This is a genomic window from Chloroflexota bacterium, from assembly GCA_026706485.1.
Lineage (GTDB): Bacteria > Chloroflexota > UBA11872 > UBA11872 > UBA11872 > JAJECS01.
The window spans coordinates 22,795-38,262 of sequence record JAPOYR010000010.1; the positions used below are offsets into that span (position 1 = coordinate 22,795).

At 64.5% G+C, this 15,468-nt stretch carries 12 protein-coding genes and 2 rRNA genes; 5 read left to right on the forward strand and 9 right to left on the reverse strand.

The window, feature by feature from the left end; all coding sequences use genetic code 11:
- Positions 1 to 23 precede the first annotated feature (23 nt).
- A complete protein-coding gene (locus OXG79_07775) occupies positions 24 to 563 on the reverse strand; it encodes a hypothetical protein (GenBank protein MCY3783669.1) in 540 nt (179 codons plus the stop codon).
- Positions 564 to 580: 17 nt separating this feature from the next.
- Positions 581 to 1,477 (reverse strand): AAC(3) family N-acetyltransferase, encoded by an 897-nt coding sequence (locus OXG79_07780; protein ID MCY3783670.1) that lies wholly within the window; start codon positions 1,475 to 1,477, stop codon positions 581 to 583.
- Positions 1,478 to 1,941: 464 nt separating this feature from the next.
- On the opposite strand from OXG79_07780, the gene OXG79_07785 reads away from it, so the two are divergent.
- From OXG79_07785 to OXG79_07800, 4 genes are all read left to right on the forward strand, one after another.
- Positions 1,942 to 5,030: ribosomal RNA gene (locus tag OXG79_07785) — 23S ribosomal RNA — on the forward strand.
- Between the two features lie 51 nt (positions 5,031 to 5,081).
- Positions 5,082 to 5,198: ribosomal RNA gene (rrf, locus tag OXG79_07790) — 5S ribosomal RNA — on the forward strand.
- A gap of 60 nt (positions 5,199 to 5,258) precedes the next feature.
- A complete protein-coding gene (locus tag OXG79_07795) occupies positions 5,259 to 6,008 on the forward strand; it encodes a YkgJ family cysteine cluster protein (protein MCY3783671.1) in 750 nt (249 codons plus the stop codon).
- A 90-nt stretch (positions 6,009 to 6,098) separates the two neighbouring features.
- Positions 6,099 to 6,908, forward strand: a complete 810-nt coding sequence (locus tag OXG79_07800) for a YkgJ family cysteine cluster protein (protein MCY3783672.1) — start codon at positions 6,099 to 6,101, stop codon at positions 6,906 to 6,908.
- A 20-nt stretch (positions 6,909 to 6,928) separates the two neighbouring features.
- Here OXG79_07800 and OXG79_07805 read toward each other — a convergent pair whose 3' ends face one another.
- The 6 genes from OXG79_07805 to OXG79_07830 form a co-directional block, all read right to left on the reverse strand.
- Complete coding sequence (locus OXG79_07805) at positions 6,929 to 7,216, reverse strand: hypothetical protein (GenBank protein ID MCY3783673.1); 288 nt, start codon at positions 7,214 to 7,216, stop codon at positions 6,929 to 6,931.
- An 86-nt stretch (positions 7,217 to 7,302) separates the two neighbouring features.
- The gene (locus OXG79_07810; protein MCY3783674.1) at positions 7,303 to 8,340 is read right to left on the reverse strand and encodes a zinc-binding dehydrogenase; all 1,038 of its coding nucleotides are present in this window, start codon (positions 8,338 to 8,340) and stop codon (positions 7,303 to 7,305) included.
- Positions 8,341 to 8,523: 183 nt separating this feature from the next.
- Entirely contained in the window at positions 8,524 to 9,330 is an 807-nt protein-coding gene (locus OXG79_07815) for a methyltransferase domain-containing protein (GenBank protein MCY3783675.1), read from the reverse strand.
- A gap of 108 nt (positions 9,331 to 9,438) precedes the next feature.
- Positions 9,439 to 11,178, reverse strand: a complete 1,740-nt coding sequence (locus OXG79_07820) for a hypothetical protein (GenBank protein ID MCY3783676.1) — start codon at positions 11,176 to 11,178, stop codon at positions 9,439 to 9,441.
- Between the two features lie 240 nt (positions 11,179 to 11,418).
- Positions 11,419 to 13,518: a von Willebrand factor type A domain-containing protein gene (locus OXG79_07825; protein ID MCY3783677.1), complete on the reverse strand. Its 2,100-nt coding sequence runs from the start codon at positions 13,516 to 13,518 to the stop codon at positions 11,419 to 11,421.
- On the reverse strand, positions 13,508 to 14,065 hold the full coding sequence (locus OXG79_07830) for a sigma-70 family RNA polymerase sigma factor (GenBank protein ID MCY3783678.1): 558 nt from the start codon (positions 14,063 to 14,065) through the stop codon (positions 13,508 to 13,510). The genes OXG79_07825 and OXG79_07830 overlap by 11 nt, the downstream gene beginning before the upstream one ends.
- A gap of 295 nt (positions 14,066 to 14,360) precedes the next feature.
- Between OXG79_07830 and OXG79_07835 the strand changes: the two genes are divergently transcribed.
- On the forward strand, positions 14,361 to 14,558 hold the full coding sequence (locus OXG79_07835) for a type II toxin-antitoxin system VapB family antitoxin (GenBank protein ID MCY3783679.1): 198 nt from the start codon (positions 14,361 to 14,363) through the stop codon (positions 14,556 to 14,558).
- A gap of 141 nt (positions 14,559 to 14,699) precedes the next feature.
- Here the strand turns inward: OXG79_07835 and OXG79_07840 are convergent, their stop codons facing one another.
- On the reverse strand, positions 14,700 to 15,449 hold the full coding sequence (locus tag OXG79_07840) for a creatininase family protein (GenBank protein ID MCY3783680.1): 750 nt from the start codon (positions 15,447 to 15,449) through the stop codon (positions 14,700 to 14,702).
- Between the last annotated feature and the right edge of the window lie 19 nt (positions 15,450 to 15,468).

The following is a 15,468-nucleotide window of genomic DNA, read 5'->3' on the forward strand; positions in this document are numbered from 1 at the left end:
CCGACCGTCCCGCCACCCGCGCCTCACTTATCCGCGGCGCCGCTCCAAAGATAGAAGCCGGTGTTGCCCACGACCCACGTGAAGAGCACGTCGACCCAGGGGAAATGATTGATGTGGGACTGCGCCGCCAGACCAGTCTCGTTTTCCGGCCAGAAGGTCCACAGCCAGCCCCAGTAGAACAGGATGACGAGGGCGATCGATCCATACAGCACCGCGGTGGCCGACAGATACTCGCGGGTGACCGTGTCGCCGCCACTGCCGCTTACAGTCCGCTTCCGCAGCACGCTCACCACCACGGCAATCGGCACCGCGACCGCCATGAACCAGTTGACGACCTGCCACACCGGATATGTAGGGCCGCCGTCGTGGTAGACCGGCGTGAGGATGAGGTTCAGCCCGACGACGAACGTAATCGCCACAAGCGCAACCGCCACCAGCCGTTTCACCATGACCATGAAATCGCTTCCTTCCCACGTGGCCTCGGTCCGCCCGGCGACCACCACCTGATGCGCACCGCGCAGCGCGATCTTACGCCCGGTCGTCGCTGCGACGCGCCCTCGCACGCGGTCGGCGCGACGACCTAGGGCGACGTCAGACTCCGGAGATACGCCTGACGCTTGGCGAGCGCGTCGAACGCCGTCGTGCCGGGGGTGTCGTAGTCCGACGCCAGCATGGCCGTCGAGTCTTTGCGAATGAGCTCTCGCGCCACGCGGATGGTGTCTGCCGCGGGCATCGCCAGGCACCGCGCGTCGCCGATCCGCGTTTCTCGCTGGATGCCCCGTAGGTGCGGCTCGATAGTCGGGAAGCCTGATGAGGAGCCGCCAACGTCGCGCACCGCCGTCCAGCCACGCGGATCGTCGGCGACACGTGCAAACCGCGTGAATCCGCCGCGGTGCTCCAGGTTTTCCGCCACGTGAATCGTCGTGTTCGATTCGTGCCCCACGCCGAGTAGAAGGATCCACGCACCCTGCTTCGCGGCAACCTCGAGGACGGCGAGCGGTCGGTCGGCGCTCCCTTGGGCCAGCAGCTCGCGCGCCCGCGGCCCGACACCTGAAAAACTGCAAATCGGCGCTGGGCTCCGCGTCGCTTCCGGCTCGGCGGCCAGCGCCGTCGCGATGGCGCCCATGCTGCGATTGATCGGGCTATCCGTGCGCTGAACCGGCGTTTGACGCACGGCCTCGTTGAATTCCTGCCAGGTCGCCGCGGGGGTGTCGGCGTTGAAGGGAATGTCGTTGTCCGGCGGCGACGGCAACCGGGCCACATAGGTAAATGCGGGCGCGATGACCGTGGGGACCACGGATCGCACGGCGGCAACCACCGTGTCGGCGCCGCCCGCTACCCAGCCAAAGGCGCTCAGCGACGAGTGGACCACGACGATTTCGACGCCGGCGAGCCCCAGCGCGCGCAGACCGTCGGCAATGTCGTCGTGGGTCACGACCGGCCGGGAGGCGTCGGCGGAGTCTGGCTGGTCGTTCACGGCGGTGCGCCCCCGTCGCTCACGGGGTCCGATGGTTGCAGCCTGTAGATGGGCTGTCTATTTCGACGGTGGCGCTGGACCGGCCGCCAGGTCCGCGCGGCCGAGCCTCGAAGAAGTCGGGCTGTAGACGCCCCCACCAATCGACCCGGCATTTATGTCAAGTCCACACGCAACTTGAGCTGGCGCGGCACACCAAGATTCGAAGCCGAAGAAAACGCCCGAACATGTACATAAGGACCCCGCGCCGGCACGCTGCGGTCGGCAGCTGCGGGCCGCTTTGCGAGTCGGACGGACACGACCTTGCCGCAATTGGCGTTGACGGCACCATGCGGCGTGCGTATCCTAGTCGTTCTGGGCGCAAGCTATGCCTTGCGTCACTGTGCCTCGGGCGCCGACGGGCGGTGCGCGGGTGAACCTTGACAACTGAAGAGCACGCAAAGCTGCAGTTTTGCCGGTCTAACGATTACTAAGCTACGAAGGGCGCTCGGCGGATGCCTTGGCGCCAAGGGCCGACGAAGGGCGTAGCAGGCTGCGATAAGCCACGGGGAGCCGCGAGCAGGCGCTGATCCGTGGATTCCCGAATGGGGAAACCCGGCGGGGGTAATACCTCGTCACGATGCGATGAAGGCCTTCGGGCCGTAGTAGCCGCATCGAGGGCACCGGGGGAACTGAAACCTCTAAGTACCCCGAGGAAGCAAAATCAAACGAGATTCCCGAAGTAGTGGCGAGCGAAACGGGAACAGTCCAAATCCGGTCGGTGTGATAGGCCCACGCCGTTGCCGACCGGGCGTTGCAGGAGCCGGAGCCGTGTGTGGGCACGGCACCCAGTTACCAAATCGTCCGTTAGCCGAAGGGGCTGGAACGCCCCACCAGAGACGGTGAGAGTCCGGTAGGCGAAAACGGAACGATCTGGGCCGGATTTCCTGAGTACCACGGGACACGTGAAACCCTGTGGGAACCTGGGAGGACCACCTTCCAAGACTAAATACCCTTGGCGACCGATAGCGAACAAGTACCGTGAGGGAAAGGTGAAAAGAACCCCGGGAGGGGAGTGAAATAGAACCTGAAACCGAGCGCTTACAGACAGTCAGAGCGCTATGCCGTGTGAGGCGCGGACCGGTGGGGCGAGGCCCCGGCGGCCATCTTCGGATGGCCAAACGGGCAGCAAGCCACCGGATAAGTGCCTCGTCAGCACGGAATGCGTGATGGCGTGCCTTTTGGAGTATGAACCGGCGAGTTACTTTGCATGGCAAGGTTAAGGGCCTCAGGTCCGGAGCCGTAGGGAAACCGAGTCTGAATAGGGCGCTGAGTCATGCGGAGTAGACCCGAAACCAGGTGAGCTACCCCTGGCCAGGGTGAAGCGGAAGTAACATTCCGTGGAGGCCCGAACTCACCAGAGTCTCAAATCTGGGGGATGAGCTGGGGGTAGAGGTGAAATGCCAATCGTACCTGGAGATAGCTGGTTCTCCCCGAAATAGCTTTAGGGCTAGCGTCGGGCTATGGTGTCGTGGAGGTAGAGCACTGACTGGGTACGGACCCTAACGGGTACCAAGTCCTATCAAACTCCGAATGCTGCGACATCGGCCCGGCAGTCAGACTGTGGGGGCTAATCTCCATGGTCAAAAGGGAAACAGCCCAGACCGTCGGCTAAGGTCCCTAAGTTCTTGCTAAGTGGGAAAGGATGTGGGGTCGCACAGACAGCCAGGATGTTGGCTTAGAAGCAGCCATCATTTAAAGAATGCGTAACAGCTCACTGGTTCAGGGGCCCTGCGCCGAAAATGTAACGGGGCTCAAGCAAGACACCGAAGCCACGGGTCGGCGGCTTATGCCGCCGGCGGTAGGGGAGCGTTCTGCGGGCCGCGAAGGTCGAGCGTGAGCACGGCTGGAGCGCGCAGAAGAGAGAATGCCGGTATGAGTAGCGTCAATGCAGGTGAGAATCCTGCACCCCGAAAGCCCAAGGGTTCCTGAGGAAGGATACTCCGCTCAGGGTTAGTCGGGCCTAAGCCGAGGCCGAAGGGCGTAGGCGAAGGGCAACGGGTTTATATTCCCGTACCACCTCGAATGCGATATCAGCGAAGGGGGGACCCGGGACGGTAGGTCGAGCGTACTTATGGCTATGTACGTCCAAGCGTGTAGGAAGGCGCCGCAGGCAAATCCACGGCGCTAGTTTCGAGACGCGATGGGAAGCTCAAGGTCACCCGCGAGCAACTCGATTGATCCGACCTGGCTAGAAAAGCCTCGTAGCGAGCACTTGAGGTGTCCGTACCGCAAACCGACACTGGTGGGCACCGGCGAAAACCGGAAGGGGATCGGGACACGGTCTGCTAAGGAACTCGGCAAATTAGCCCCGTAACTTCGGGAGAAGGGGTGCCTCGGTAGAGTGATGGTGCTGCGCGCACCTGAGCTCGAGGAGGTCGCAGTGCACAGGCTCAATCGACTGTTTATCAAAAACACAGGTCCCTGCGAAACCGAAAGGTGATGTATAGGGGCTGACACCTGCCCAGTGCCGGAAGGTTAAGGCGACGGGTTCACGCTCGGAACCGAAGCCCCGGTGAACGGCGGCCGTAACTCTAACGGTCCTAAGGTAGCGAAATTCCTTGTCGGGTAAGTTCCGACCCGCACGAATGGCGTAACGACTTGAGCACTGTCTCGGCAGACTACCCGGCGAAATTGCATTGCCCGTGAAGATGCGGGCGACCTGCGGCAGGACAAAAAGACCCCGTGGAGCTTTACTGCATCTTGGGATTGAGCCGCGTCTGTGCATGTGAAGGATAGGTGGGAGACGGTGAATCCGGGGCGCTAGCCTCGGTGGAGTCACCCTTGGGATACCACCCTTGTACAGCTGCGTCCCTAACTTGCGACCGTTATCCGGCGCAAGGACAGTCTCAGGTGGGCAGTTTGACTGGGGCGGTCGCCTCCCAAAATGTAACGGAGGCGCCCAAAGGTTCCCTCAGGCTGGATGGCAATCAGCCGTAGAGTGCAAAGGTACAAGGGAGCTTGACTGCGAGACATACACGTCGAGCAGAGACGAAAGTCGGGCTTAGCGACCCTGCGGTTCCGAGTGGAAGGGCCGTGGTCAGCGGATAAAAGTTACCCCGGGGATAACAGGCTAGTTGCGCCCAATAGTTCACATAGACGGCGCAGTTCGGCACCTCGATGTCGGCTCGTCACATCCTGGGGCTGAAGAAGGTCCCAAGGGTTGGGCTGTTCGCCCATTAAAGTGGCACGCGAGCTGGGTTCAGAACGTCGTGAGACAGTTCGGTCTCTATCCGCCGCGGGCGCAGGAGGCTTGAGAGGATCTGATCGAAGTACGAGAGGAGCCGGTTGGACGGACCTCTAGTGCACGAGTTGTCGCGCCAGCGGCATTGCTCGGTAGCTATGTCCGGATGGGATAAGCGCTGAAAGCATCTAAGTGCGAAGCCCACCTCAAGATGAGGCCTCCCACTGGAACAACCAGGTAAGACCCCAGCGAGATGAGCTGGTTGATAGGCGGCATGTGTAAGCGGTGAGAGCCGTTGAGCAGAGCCGTACTAACGGTCGAGGGCTTAGACTTTCGTTAGGCCGGCAACACTGCAGCTTTGCGTACCCTTCCGGAGTTCGGTTTCCCGGTGACTCGAGCGACGAGGCCACACCTGTTCCCATCCCGAACACAGTCGTTAAGCTCGTCAGCGGCGACAATACTGCCGGGGCAACCTGGTGGGAAGATAGCTCGTTGCCGGGAAATCCAACGCCGCAAGGCCCCGCCGTCCAGTCGCAACGACGGCACACTTAGGTAGGTGGTGTGCCACAGCCACGAACCGTCGGCCTCGGGCAGTTTCACGCCCGCATAGTGCGCAGCGCCCGCACCTTGGACGAGTTCTATGCCGCCATGGAGTCGTGGACTGCCGCCATCGTCGCAGCCAGCCCCATCCTGGTCTGCCAGGAGGGGTGCGCCCGCTGCTGCAAGCACCAGGTCCTGGTGGGCGAGCCCGAATGGGCGCATATCTTGCGCTGGATGCACGCCAATCTCACGCCCGAGCATCGCCGGCGCATTGTCCGCCGTACGCAGGACCAGCTCGTCCAGCCAGGCAATCCGCTTTCACGCTGGCTTGGCATGCGCGGCCGGTCCACCCGCGTCTTGATGCGCTCGGTGGCCCGCGGCGCGGCCGTCGAGGCCACGCGCTGCCCAATGCTCGACGACGACAATCGCTGCGCGATCTATCCAGCCCGCCCATTCGTCTGCCGCGCCTACGGTCGGTCGGCGCTAGCCAACGGCTCCCTCATGCTGTGCGACATCTTCGCCGGCCGGATTCGCCAGACGCCAGGGGTGGAGCACACGCTCAACCTCGCGCCCATGCCGCTGACGTCACAGGCCTACCTGGCCCTCAACCGGGGGGCATCAACCGACCAGCCCGGCCAGTTCACCCTCATGTCGGCGCACGTGCTGCGTCACGCCACCGGCGACGATGACCTAGCGGCAGATCCCCTTCCCTTGGCCGCCGAGACCTGCTTCCCGGTCGTCGCGGAGGACGCCTTTGACAGCGGGCACTAGTCGGTCAGAGCAGGCAGCCGAGCCGGGCGCGGTTGTCGCGCCGGGTTTGCGCCGCGATACTTAGACATCCGCAAGACCTGATGAGCGGCTGTGGCACGCAAGCCCACGAAGGCCCAGGCCGTCGACCTGCACGACTTTCACGAGCGCATGGTCAAATCCGCGCGCACGTTGCCGGAGATGTACGCCGCACTCGAGGGTTGGTCGGAGCTGGTGGTCAAGGAAAACCCCATCATCACCTGCCAGGATGGATGCGCACGGTGCTGCAAGCATCAGGTCCTGGTGGGTGAGCAGGAGTGGCGACTGATCCACAACTGGATGCGCCAAAACCTATCCAAGGAGCACCGCCAGCGAATCATGGGGCGTGTGCACGCCCAGGTCGAGCAGCCGGGGAACCCGCTGGGGCGCTGGCTCGGCATGGGTTCGAAGCCAGCGCGGGTCTTCGTGCGCGCCGTCGGACGCGGCTTCGTCACGGAGTCCACCCGTTGCCCGATGCTCGGCGACGACAACCGGTGCGAAATCTATCCGGTGCGCCCGTTCGTCTGCCGCGCCTATGGCCGGGCACAACTGGCCAGCGGCACCAACATGTTTTGCGAGGTCTTCCTGGGACGGCTCCGCCACGAGCCGGAGGCCGGCGAGGACATGAAGCTGGAGAATATGAGCGTGATGTCGCGCAAGTACTTCGAGTTGAACGATGGTCGCGCCTCGGGCGGCGGCCTCTTCACCATCATGTCCGCCCACTTGCTGCGCAACGCCACAGGCGACCGCGACCTCGTCAAGCAGCCCGTGCCGCTGCGGCAGGAAACGACGCTTCCCGTTGTCCGCCAGGCCGACTTTCCCGAGCGGCGCGTGGGCGGGGCCAAGGAAACCACGACAACGGTTTCGGTGGTGTCCGCGCCCTAACGGTCCGCTCGCGCCCCGACCTACTCGCCGGCGGCCTGTTCGCGCGCCAGGCGTTCGAAGGCATCCGCGTCGAGCCCGATAATCCGATCATCGCCATGGACCACGATCGGCCGCCGCACCATCACGTTGTTCTCACGCATGATGCGGGTTGCCGACGCGTCGTCGAGATCCTGGTGCGAAATGCCGAGCTTTCGGAACGCCGGACTGCGCGGATTGACGAATGCGGCCGCCGATCCGCTGCCGACGATATCGTCAAGTTCCTCGACAGTCAGCGGCCGCCGGGCATAGTCATGCGGCTCGTAGACCACCCCTGCTTCATCCAAGGCCGCACGGGCCTTGCGACAGGAGTCTCAGGTGCTGCGAAAGTAGAACCGTGTCGTCATGTCACCTCCGGTCACGACGCATCCGTCCAATCGAGGACGATCGCCAGCCAGCCAGTCGGTCCTTGCTCGATCAGGCCATACATTTCCGCAGCGCCGGTAAATGGCACTCGATGTGAAATCAGATGATCGACGCGCAATTCGCCGCGGGCCATCAACTCGATCACGTATTCCCGATTGCGTGGGCGCGGCCACTGGAACCGGTGATACGGCTCGTGGGGGTAGAAGGCCTGATACGTGCCGAAGATCGTGAGCTCGCGCCGCAACAGGTCAACCTGCAGCTCGATTCCGACGGGGCCGGGAGCGCTCCCGGTGACCGCGATCACGCCGCCGTTGTCGGCGGCGCGAATGCAATCGGGCAGCACGAGCGGCGTGCGCGTCGCCATGAACACGGCGCGCGCGCCGTTGCCGTATGACACGTCCCGGATGGCCGCCGGCGCGTCTTCGCGGCCGGCGTTCACCACGTGCGTCGCGCCGCTGGCGAGCGCGATCTCCAGGCGTCGGTCGTCGAGGTCCACGGCAACCACCGGGTAGGCCCCGGCCATGCGTGCAAACTGCACGATCAGCTGACCAACCACCCCGACCCCAAACACGGCGACGGCATCACCAATGGACGGCTGCGCACGTCGCACGGCATGCAGAGCGACATCGGCCAGCGATACGAACGTGGCGGCGTCATCGGAAACCGCGTCGGGCAGCAACTGCGGCCTCTCGAGCCTGGTCATGGCGCGGTCGGTCGGCGGTACCAATGCGGCGCTCACGTGCTGCAGCGAGGCCACGATTCGATCGCCCGCGGCGAATCCGTCCGCCTCGTCGCCGGCCTCAACCACGCGTCCGACCCACGAATAGCCTGGCCGCAAGGCGTCCGGCGCCTCGGTCAGGCCCGCGGCCCGGTGGTCGCCTTCGAGAAGATTCTGCTCGGTGCCGGCGCTGATCAGCGTGCGGGTGGCCTCCACCAAGAGCTGCGAGGACGCGGGCTCGGCGACCGGCGTCTCGGCAATCCTCACCTCACTCGGTGAGGGAAACTCGATCTGTCGGGCAATACGCGGCACGGCTTCAGCCAACTGGAAACGTCTGCCGGCAAGGATGCCGCACCCGTCACGCCCTGTCAGGCACGACGATCCAGGGTCGCGGCACGGCGCTCGCGCGCGAGGGCTCGCGGCCGGATCGCCGGCAGTCGCCCGCGCACCGCCCACACGGCAACTGTCCGACGGAAGCGATGCGCGTCGACTCGTTCAGGGCTTGACGGCAGTCGCCTCGCCAAACGCCAGGGCCCCAACCGCGCCGACGTGTTTCATCCATTCGTCGTGCTCGAGACGCCAGTGATCGAACTGCTCCTGCGTGGCCAGCCCGTGCTTCGTCGCCGCCGCGATCACGTCCGCCGAGTAGAACCAGTCGCCAATGAAGGCGTGAAGAAACGCGATGTCCGCGGGCGCGCTGAAGATATCGAAGGAAGCCGTCGCGTTGATGTCGGAAAACCCCGCCTCGATGAGCTTGGTCTTCAACTCCTTGCCCATCTGGGGATGGCCGCCGTTCGCCTCGAGCAGCTTGCCAAACGTGGCCCACGCGTCCGCCGTGTATTCGGTGTCGGGTTCCAGGAACGACGAACCAAGGATGAATTCACGGCTGGCGATGATGCCGCCCGGCTTCAGAACCCGCTTCACCTCGGACAGCGTTCCGGTTGTGTCCGGAACGTGCATGAGCACGGCGTGGCAGTGGGCGACATCGAATGATTTGTCGTCGAACGGCAGCTCGGTTACGTCGCCGACGTGGAAGGTCGCGTTGCGGTGGCCGCCGGCTTTGGCGGCCGCTCGCGCCAGCTCGATCTGCGATTCCTCGATGTCGATGCCGTGGACCTCACCCGGATCCACGGCGCTGGCCAGTCCGACGGATATGGTGCCGGGGCCGCAGCCAAAGTCGAGCACACGCATGCCGGGCTTTAGCAGCGGCATCAGGTGCGCGGCATGGGATTCCGCGCTCCGTCGATTGAGCATCTGCCGAAACTCTTCGCTGTAGCCCATTGTGTAGCCGGTCTCGGTCATTTCAGCGCTCCGTTCGCCATCCGCTCTGTCCCAGCCAAGCCTCGTCCCACGAACCAATCGAGCACATTCGCATTGAATTGCAAGGCCGCAAGTGTCCCTGCCGCAGGGTTAGTTCGTCCGCCCGACGCGCACGGTGATGATGTCGACGCCGTGATACTTCTGGTGCTGCACCGACGAGGCGTAGTGCCACAGCAGGCGAAACGATACCTCGCGTTCATCGGGCACCGGAGGCAATTCGCTCAGGTAGGCCAAGCGGTCTTCCATATTCTCGCCCTCCAACGCCGTCAAGAATTCCACGTCCACCGACTGGCCCTCCGAGCGCGCCGACACGGTCAGTTGGCGCTCCACGCCGGCAGCGGCGTCCTGGCTTCCCTGCAGCAAGATCGCCAGCGTCTCTTCACCGGCCGAGGCCAGCCGGTCCGCCGACGCCTCGTTCCAGCCATGCTTGGACGCGTAGGCGCGCAGAAACTCTTCGATTCGCGGAAGGGCGGCGATGTCCAGGGCTGCCTTCAGCCGCCGGCGCCGCGGGCTGGTCAACTCCATGAACAGCATCATGATGATGGCGGCGAGCGCGCCCGACGTCATGCCGTTGCCGAGAAATACGCCGATGAAGCCGTCACCCAGTTGATCGGCGAAGATCACCTGGTTCTGGAATCCCACGCCGATCCAGAACGACAATCCGGCAATGGCGGCGGTGCGGTGGTCGACCCCGTCCTGGACGATGATCTTCATCCCCTGCACAAAGAGCACGCCAATGAGCACGGTGATGTAGGCCGCCGCCACCGGACCCGGAATGGCGATCAACAAGGCCGCAACCTTGGGAAAGAACGCCAATATGATGAAGATGACGCCGATCGCGCCCCCCACGCGGCGAGCGGCGATTCCCGTGACCCCGGAGAGCGGCACGCTGCTCGAATAGGTGGTGTTGGGCAACGTCCCGGCGAGGCCGGAGAGTAGATTGCCCATGCCGTCGGCATTGAGCGCGCCCTGCACCAATCGAAAATCGGTTGCCCGGGGCTTGCGGCGGGAAACCTGCTGGATGGCCACGCTGTCGCCAATGGTCTCAATCGCACCGACGATGGTGACCACGATGAACGCCGGCAGAAGCGCCCAAAACTCAACGCCTGGCGTCAGATCGAATCCCGGCCAACCATCCAGTGGGATTCCAACCCAGGGCGCATCAAGAATGGGCTGGGCGTCATAGAGGCCGAACGGCGCGGCGACGACACAGCCCGCCACGATGCCGATGAGCGGCGACCACAGCCGCCATTTGGGTGCAGCGCGCAGCACCAGCGCCGCGACCGTCGCCAAAGTGATCACCGCGGCAATCGGCGCCGCCACCGGTGACGTGTCTTCAGGAACCTGCGTCAGCGCGTCGAATACAAGCGGCATCACCGTCACCGCGATCAGCATGATCACCGTGCCACTGACGACCGGTGTGAAGATCCGCCTGAACAGCTGGAGACGTGCGGCCAACAGGAACTGAAACAGCGCCGAGACGACGACCAAGCTCGCCATCGTCGATGGACCGCCCTCCACCAGCGCCGCAACGCAGACCGCGATGAAGGCTCCCGACGTCCCCATGAATAGCACGTGTCCCGCCCCGATTCGCCCGACGCGGACAGCCTGGAGGATTGTGGTGAAGCCGCTAATCAGGAGCGCCGCGAATACCGCCCACGACAAGTAACCGGCGGACTGGCCGGCGATCTGGACCACAATGACGACGGTCAGGATGACCGGCGCCAGCATGATCATGGCGGCCTGAAAACCGGCGCCGCCGGCTAGCAACCATGGGGGACGCTCGTCCGGCTCGTAGCGGATGTTGTCGTTGGGCTGCGCTTCAGCCATCAATGCCCCCTGGGGCGGCTCGGCAACGTTGCAAACTTCGCCAGCCCAATTGCTGGGTCGGATGCCAACCGAGGCATCCGGTCCAGGTGCAGATTAGTCCCACCCGACGAGCGGGCTTCAGAATAGCCTGCTCGTTGAGGGTCTGTCGCTTCTGGGCCAGCGCATCGCCATCGGGTCGCACCGCGCTTCCGGCAATCCCTGGCGCCCGCCGGTCGGGGCGGCCGGCAGGCGCCGATTGGGCTAGCGGCTGTAGCCGGAGGGGGATTCCGGCGGGGCCTCCGCGAAGGCCCGCTCCGCCATGCGCTCCAGGAGGAAGCGGAAGTCGCGGTAGGCGTCCAAGCCGCCCAGCTGCCCGGCCAGCGCCCCCAGCTCCTCTTGCAGGATGGCCAGGTCGGTAGACACGCCCGCGGCACCCTCGTCCGCGCCCCGCGGCAGGCTGCCGTAGCGGTCGGCGGAAAGCGCCACGATGGCTCCCAGCCGCAGCAGCGGGTCCGCCTCAGCGCTGCCAAAGCTCAGGTTGCTCCGACCCATCACCTCGACCTGCTGGCTGCGCGACTGGCCCGTGTCGGGCACCACCCAGCGCAACTCCACCCGCCCGAGTTTGAGGTCGTCGCCACCGCGCACGCCGTCATGCAGCTCAATTTCGTAGAACACGGTCGTGGCTGCGCCCGACGGCAGCTCCGCAAACTCCTTGCGGTCCTCCGCGAAGCTCGCGTCCGAGGTCACCCGGTTCTCGTAGCCAATGATCCGCCAGGACTTGACCACGTCCGGGTCCCAGGTCACCTGGGCCCGGGTCTGGTCGGCGAAGGGCGTCGACAGCGCCAGCCAGTTCGCCCGGCTGAAAGTCGCCCGTGCCTGGTTCGGATCGTTGAGATAGCGGTACCAGCCGTTGCCGTGCTGCGCCAGCTGCTCCAGCAACACGTCGTTGTAGTTGTTGATGCCCACGCCGATGGTGATCAGCCGCAGCGGGTTGCTGGCGTCCCGGTCGTAGGCCGACTCCAGGATCGCGAACGGGTTGGTGGCGTCCACGTTGGCCACGCCGTCCGACATCAGGATGACGTAGTTGTTGGCTTCGGGTCGCTCCAACCGCGCTCGGTTGGCCAGCTGCACGCCCAGGTTGAGTCCCGCCTGCACGTTGGTGCTGCCGTGCGGCGCCAACTGCGCAATCGAGGACTCCACCGAGTAGGCGTCCGGCGCCGAGTGCTCCACGGTGAGGTGATGAATCACATCCGTGGTGAAGTGCACCACCGCCACTCGGTCCTGCGGGCGCAGGCTTTGCCGGATGGTCTCTGCCGCCGCGCGCGCGATGTCCACCCGGTTGCCGTCACCCATCGAGCCCGAGGCGTCGAGCACCAGCGTGACGTTGAGCGGGCGGTCGTCGGCGACTTCCGCCGCCTGGAACCCAATCCGGACCAGGTGCCGGCGCTCGTCTAGCGGGTGCGCCACCAGGTCGCTGGTGATCGCAAAGCCCCAGTCGTCCGGCGGCGGGGCGTATTGGTAGTTGAAGGCGTTGATCCATTCTTCGGCCCGCACCGAGTCCGGCTCGATGTCGTAGCCCTGTTGCGCCCAAGTGAGCGCCAAGTGGTACGACGTGCGGTCGGTATCCAGGCTGAAGGTCGACACCGCGTCGTCGACGGTGGCGACGAACGGCTGGCGCCCGTAGTCTTGGAAGGTCGTGTCGGCCGGCCGTGCGGTGGGCGCGGGAGCAGCCTCAGCGGCAGCCGGCGGCGCTGCCGTTGCGGCGGCTGTCGGGGCCGGCATCATCGCTTCTGCCCTTGGCTGGGTGACGACTTTCTCAACCACAACTTCCTTTTCGACGACTTTCTCGACCGCGACCTCCTTGATGACCTCGACTTCTTTGATCACCTCCTGCGTCACGACTTTCTCGACCGCGACTTCCCTAATGGTCTCGACCGGGACTTCCTTGATTACCTCTCGCGTCACGACGGTCTCGACCGGCACCTCCTTGATGACTTCCTTAGTCACAACCGACTCGACCGGAACCTCCTTGATCACCTCCCTGACTTCGGTAACTACCACGGTCTTTTCGACAACCTCCGTAGCCTGCATCCCCTGCCCAAGATTGCCGGCCACCAAGACCGCCGAGGCGGCAACGGCGACGGCGCCTCCCGCAACCATGACCGGCAGCCAGTTTTGCTTGGCGGCCGCCAGGATCTTGCGGCGAATGCGCGTGACGGGATTCGGCGCCGGGTGCGGTTCGAGACGGTGTTCCAGCGATTCCCAAAGGTCCGTTGGAGCGCGAAGGTCGTCGGCTTCCGCCGCGAAGTGCCGGCGCAGCGTGCCTTCCACGTCTTGATTCGAGGGGTGGTTACTGGCCATCGCCGTACGCCTCTCTGGCATCGCCCGTCGTCAGTTGATCTCGGAGCTGTCCCAGTGCGCGGTGCAGTCGCGATTTGACGGTTCCCTCGCGCACGCCAATGGCTTCGGCTAGCTGGGGAACCGTGAGGCCGGCGAAAAAGCGCAGCACCACCACCTGCCGCTGCTCCGGATTCAGTCCGGCCAGCGCTTGACGGATCACCAAGCGATCGTGCTGCGCCTCGATCTCCTCGGCCGGTCGCGCGGCGTCTTCGGCCTCACTCTCGTATTCGAGGGAAACCGTGGAAACCACACGCCGTCTGCGCTGAGACATGACGGTGTTCACGAGGATTCGCATGAGCCAGGGCTTCACCGGGCGCTCGCTGTGGAAGCCCGGCATGCCTCGCCAGGCGGCGAGAAAGGCCTCCTGCACGTGCTCCTCGGCCTGCGCCCGGTCCCCGGTCATCAGGACCGCCGTGCCGTAGAGAACATCCTGATACCGCTCGACCAGATGGCGGAAGGCTTCCCGCTCGCCGTCCTGGCAACGCAGGACCGCTTGCTCATCGGTCATGTGCCGCCCTCATGGCCGGTGCTCCGAAGGTATTCCACTAGACACTACGCGCGTTCGGGCCGAAACGTTCCATGCCTGCAAAGAACTTTCTTGTTCGACCGCCTTGACGCACCGCGACGAGCATCCCCACGCGCTCGCTCCGATTCCCTTCGAATAGGGGCCCGTTAGCTTAGGTACTAAAGTACCGCGCCTGCGCCTCGCGCGGGCCGATGACGACCTGACGCCGGGCGTGCCAACGTGGACATCAATTGGCGAATAGCATGGTGCAGGACTCGATTCGGAGTTGGAGTTTCACGTGAGAACGACGCTGAATCTCGACGAGCGCCTGTTGCGAGACGCGCAACGCCTCACCGGCATCGACGGAATTTCGGCGCTGGTCCACGAAGGGCTGCGAGCCCTGATCGAGCGCGAAAGCGCTCGGCACCTGGCGAGGCTAGGTGGAAGTGAGCCGCGGCTACAGGCCTGCCCACGACGCAGAACATTGCCCGAATGACGCTGGTCGACTCTCGACTTAAGTCTCGCCCATCACGCCCCGGCTAAGCCGCAGCTGTGGCGAGGCACCGGCACGCTCTCAGCCCCTTAGAGACTCAGGCTGTGGCGGGCTGATCCGCGCAAATCGCGGGGGCATGAAGCCCTACGAGTCACCGAGCGCCGGGGATGACAACGCGATGTTCCGCAGGGTGTCGGCGACACTATCGACAGCGGCCTCCCATAGCCGGGCGCCCAGCTCGGCGCTGGCATGGGTTGGGTCGCCAATCACCCCCGTGGACGAATAGTGCGCGAAGTCTAAGTCCGGATCCTGCCAGTCAACCGGCCCATGAGCGGGATCGATAATCTTGTCCCGGCGGACGGATGCCGGGCGCAGATGGAGCGCAATCGAGGTCGAGAAGCTGTCGGCGTGACCACCGGACACCGTTGGATCGCCAATGCGGCGCCAAATGTCATTGAACGGATGCCGGGGCAAGAACGCCGCCGATTCGCTCCGGTGCAGCCGGTTGAACTCCCGGACTGTGTCACCCAGGTCGTGGCCGCCGCACCCGTGCCAAACGACGATTCGCCCAAACCCCTGCTCGGCGAGGGATTCCAGTGCGGCACGAACGATGTCGCCGTGCAGCTTGCGCGGAATATCGATATAGCCCGCGCCGTAGTTTCGATGCTCCGGCGTCGGCCCAAAGGGAATGGCTGGCAGTACCAGCGAATTGACACGAAAGCTGCTTGAGGCTCGTTCAGACGCCGCCTCGCAAAGCTCTTCGGCAAACCAGGTATCGAAGTCCACGGGGAGATGCGGCCCCTGCTGCTCGGTGCAACCGGTTGGAAGAATTGCCAGGCAGCCCCCACGCGCGAGCTCCCGGATCTCTTCGTAGGTGTGATCGCCGAAGCGCATGGAATGGCCACGCTGCGTG

Coding starts and splice junctions, on each gene's coding strand:
- OXG79_07815 (MCY3783675.1), bottom strand. CDS start 9,330: ATGACCGAGACCGGCTACACAATGGGCTACAGCGAAGAGTTTCGGCAG.
- OXG79_07820 (MCY3783676.1), bottom strand. CDS start 11,178: ATGGCTGAAGCGCAGCCCAACGACAACATCCGCTACGAGCCGGACGAG.
- OXG79_07825 (MCY3783677.1), bottom strand. CDS start 13,518: ATGGCCAGTAACCACCCCTCGAATCAAGACGTGGAAGGCACGCTGCGC.
- OXG79_07830 (MCY3783678.1), bottom strand. CDS start 14,065: ATGACCGATGAGCAAGCGGTCCTGCGTTGCCAGGACGGCGAGCGGGAA.
- OXG79_07840 (MCY3783680.1), bottom strand. CDS start 15,449: ATGCGCTTCGGCGATCACACCTACGAAGAGATCCGGGAGCTCGCGCGT.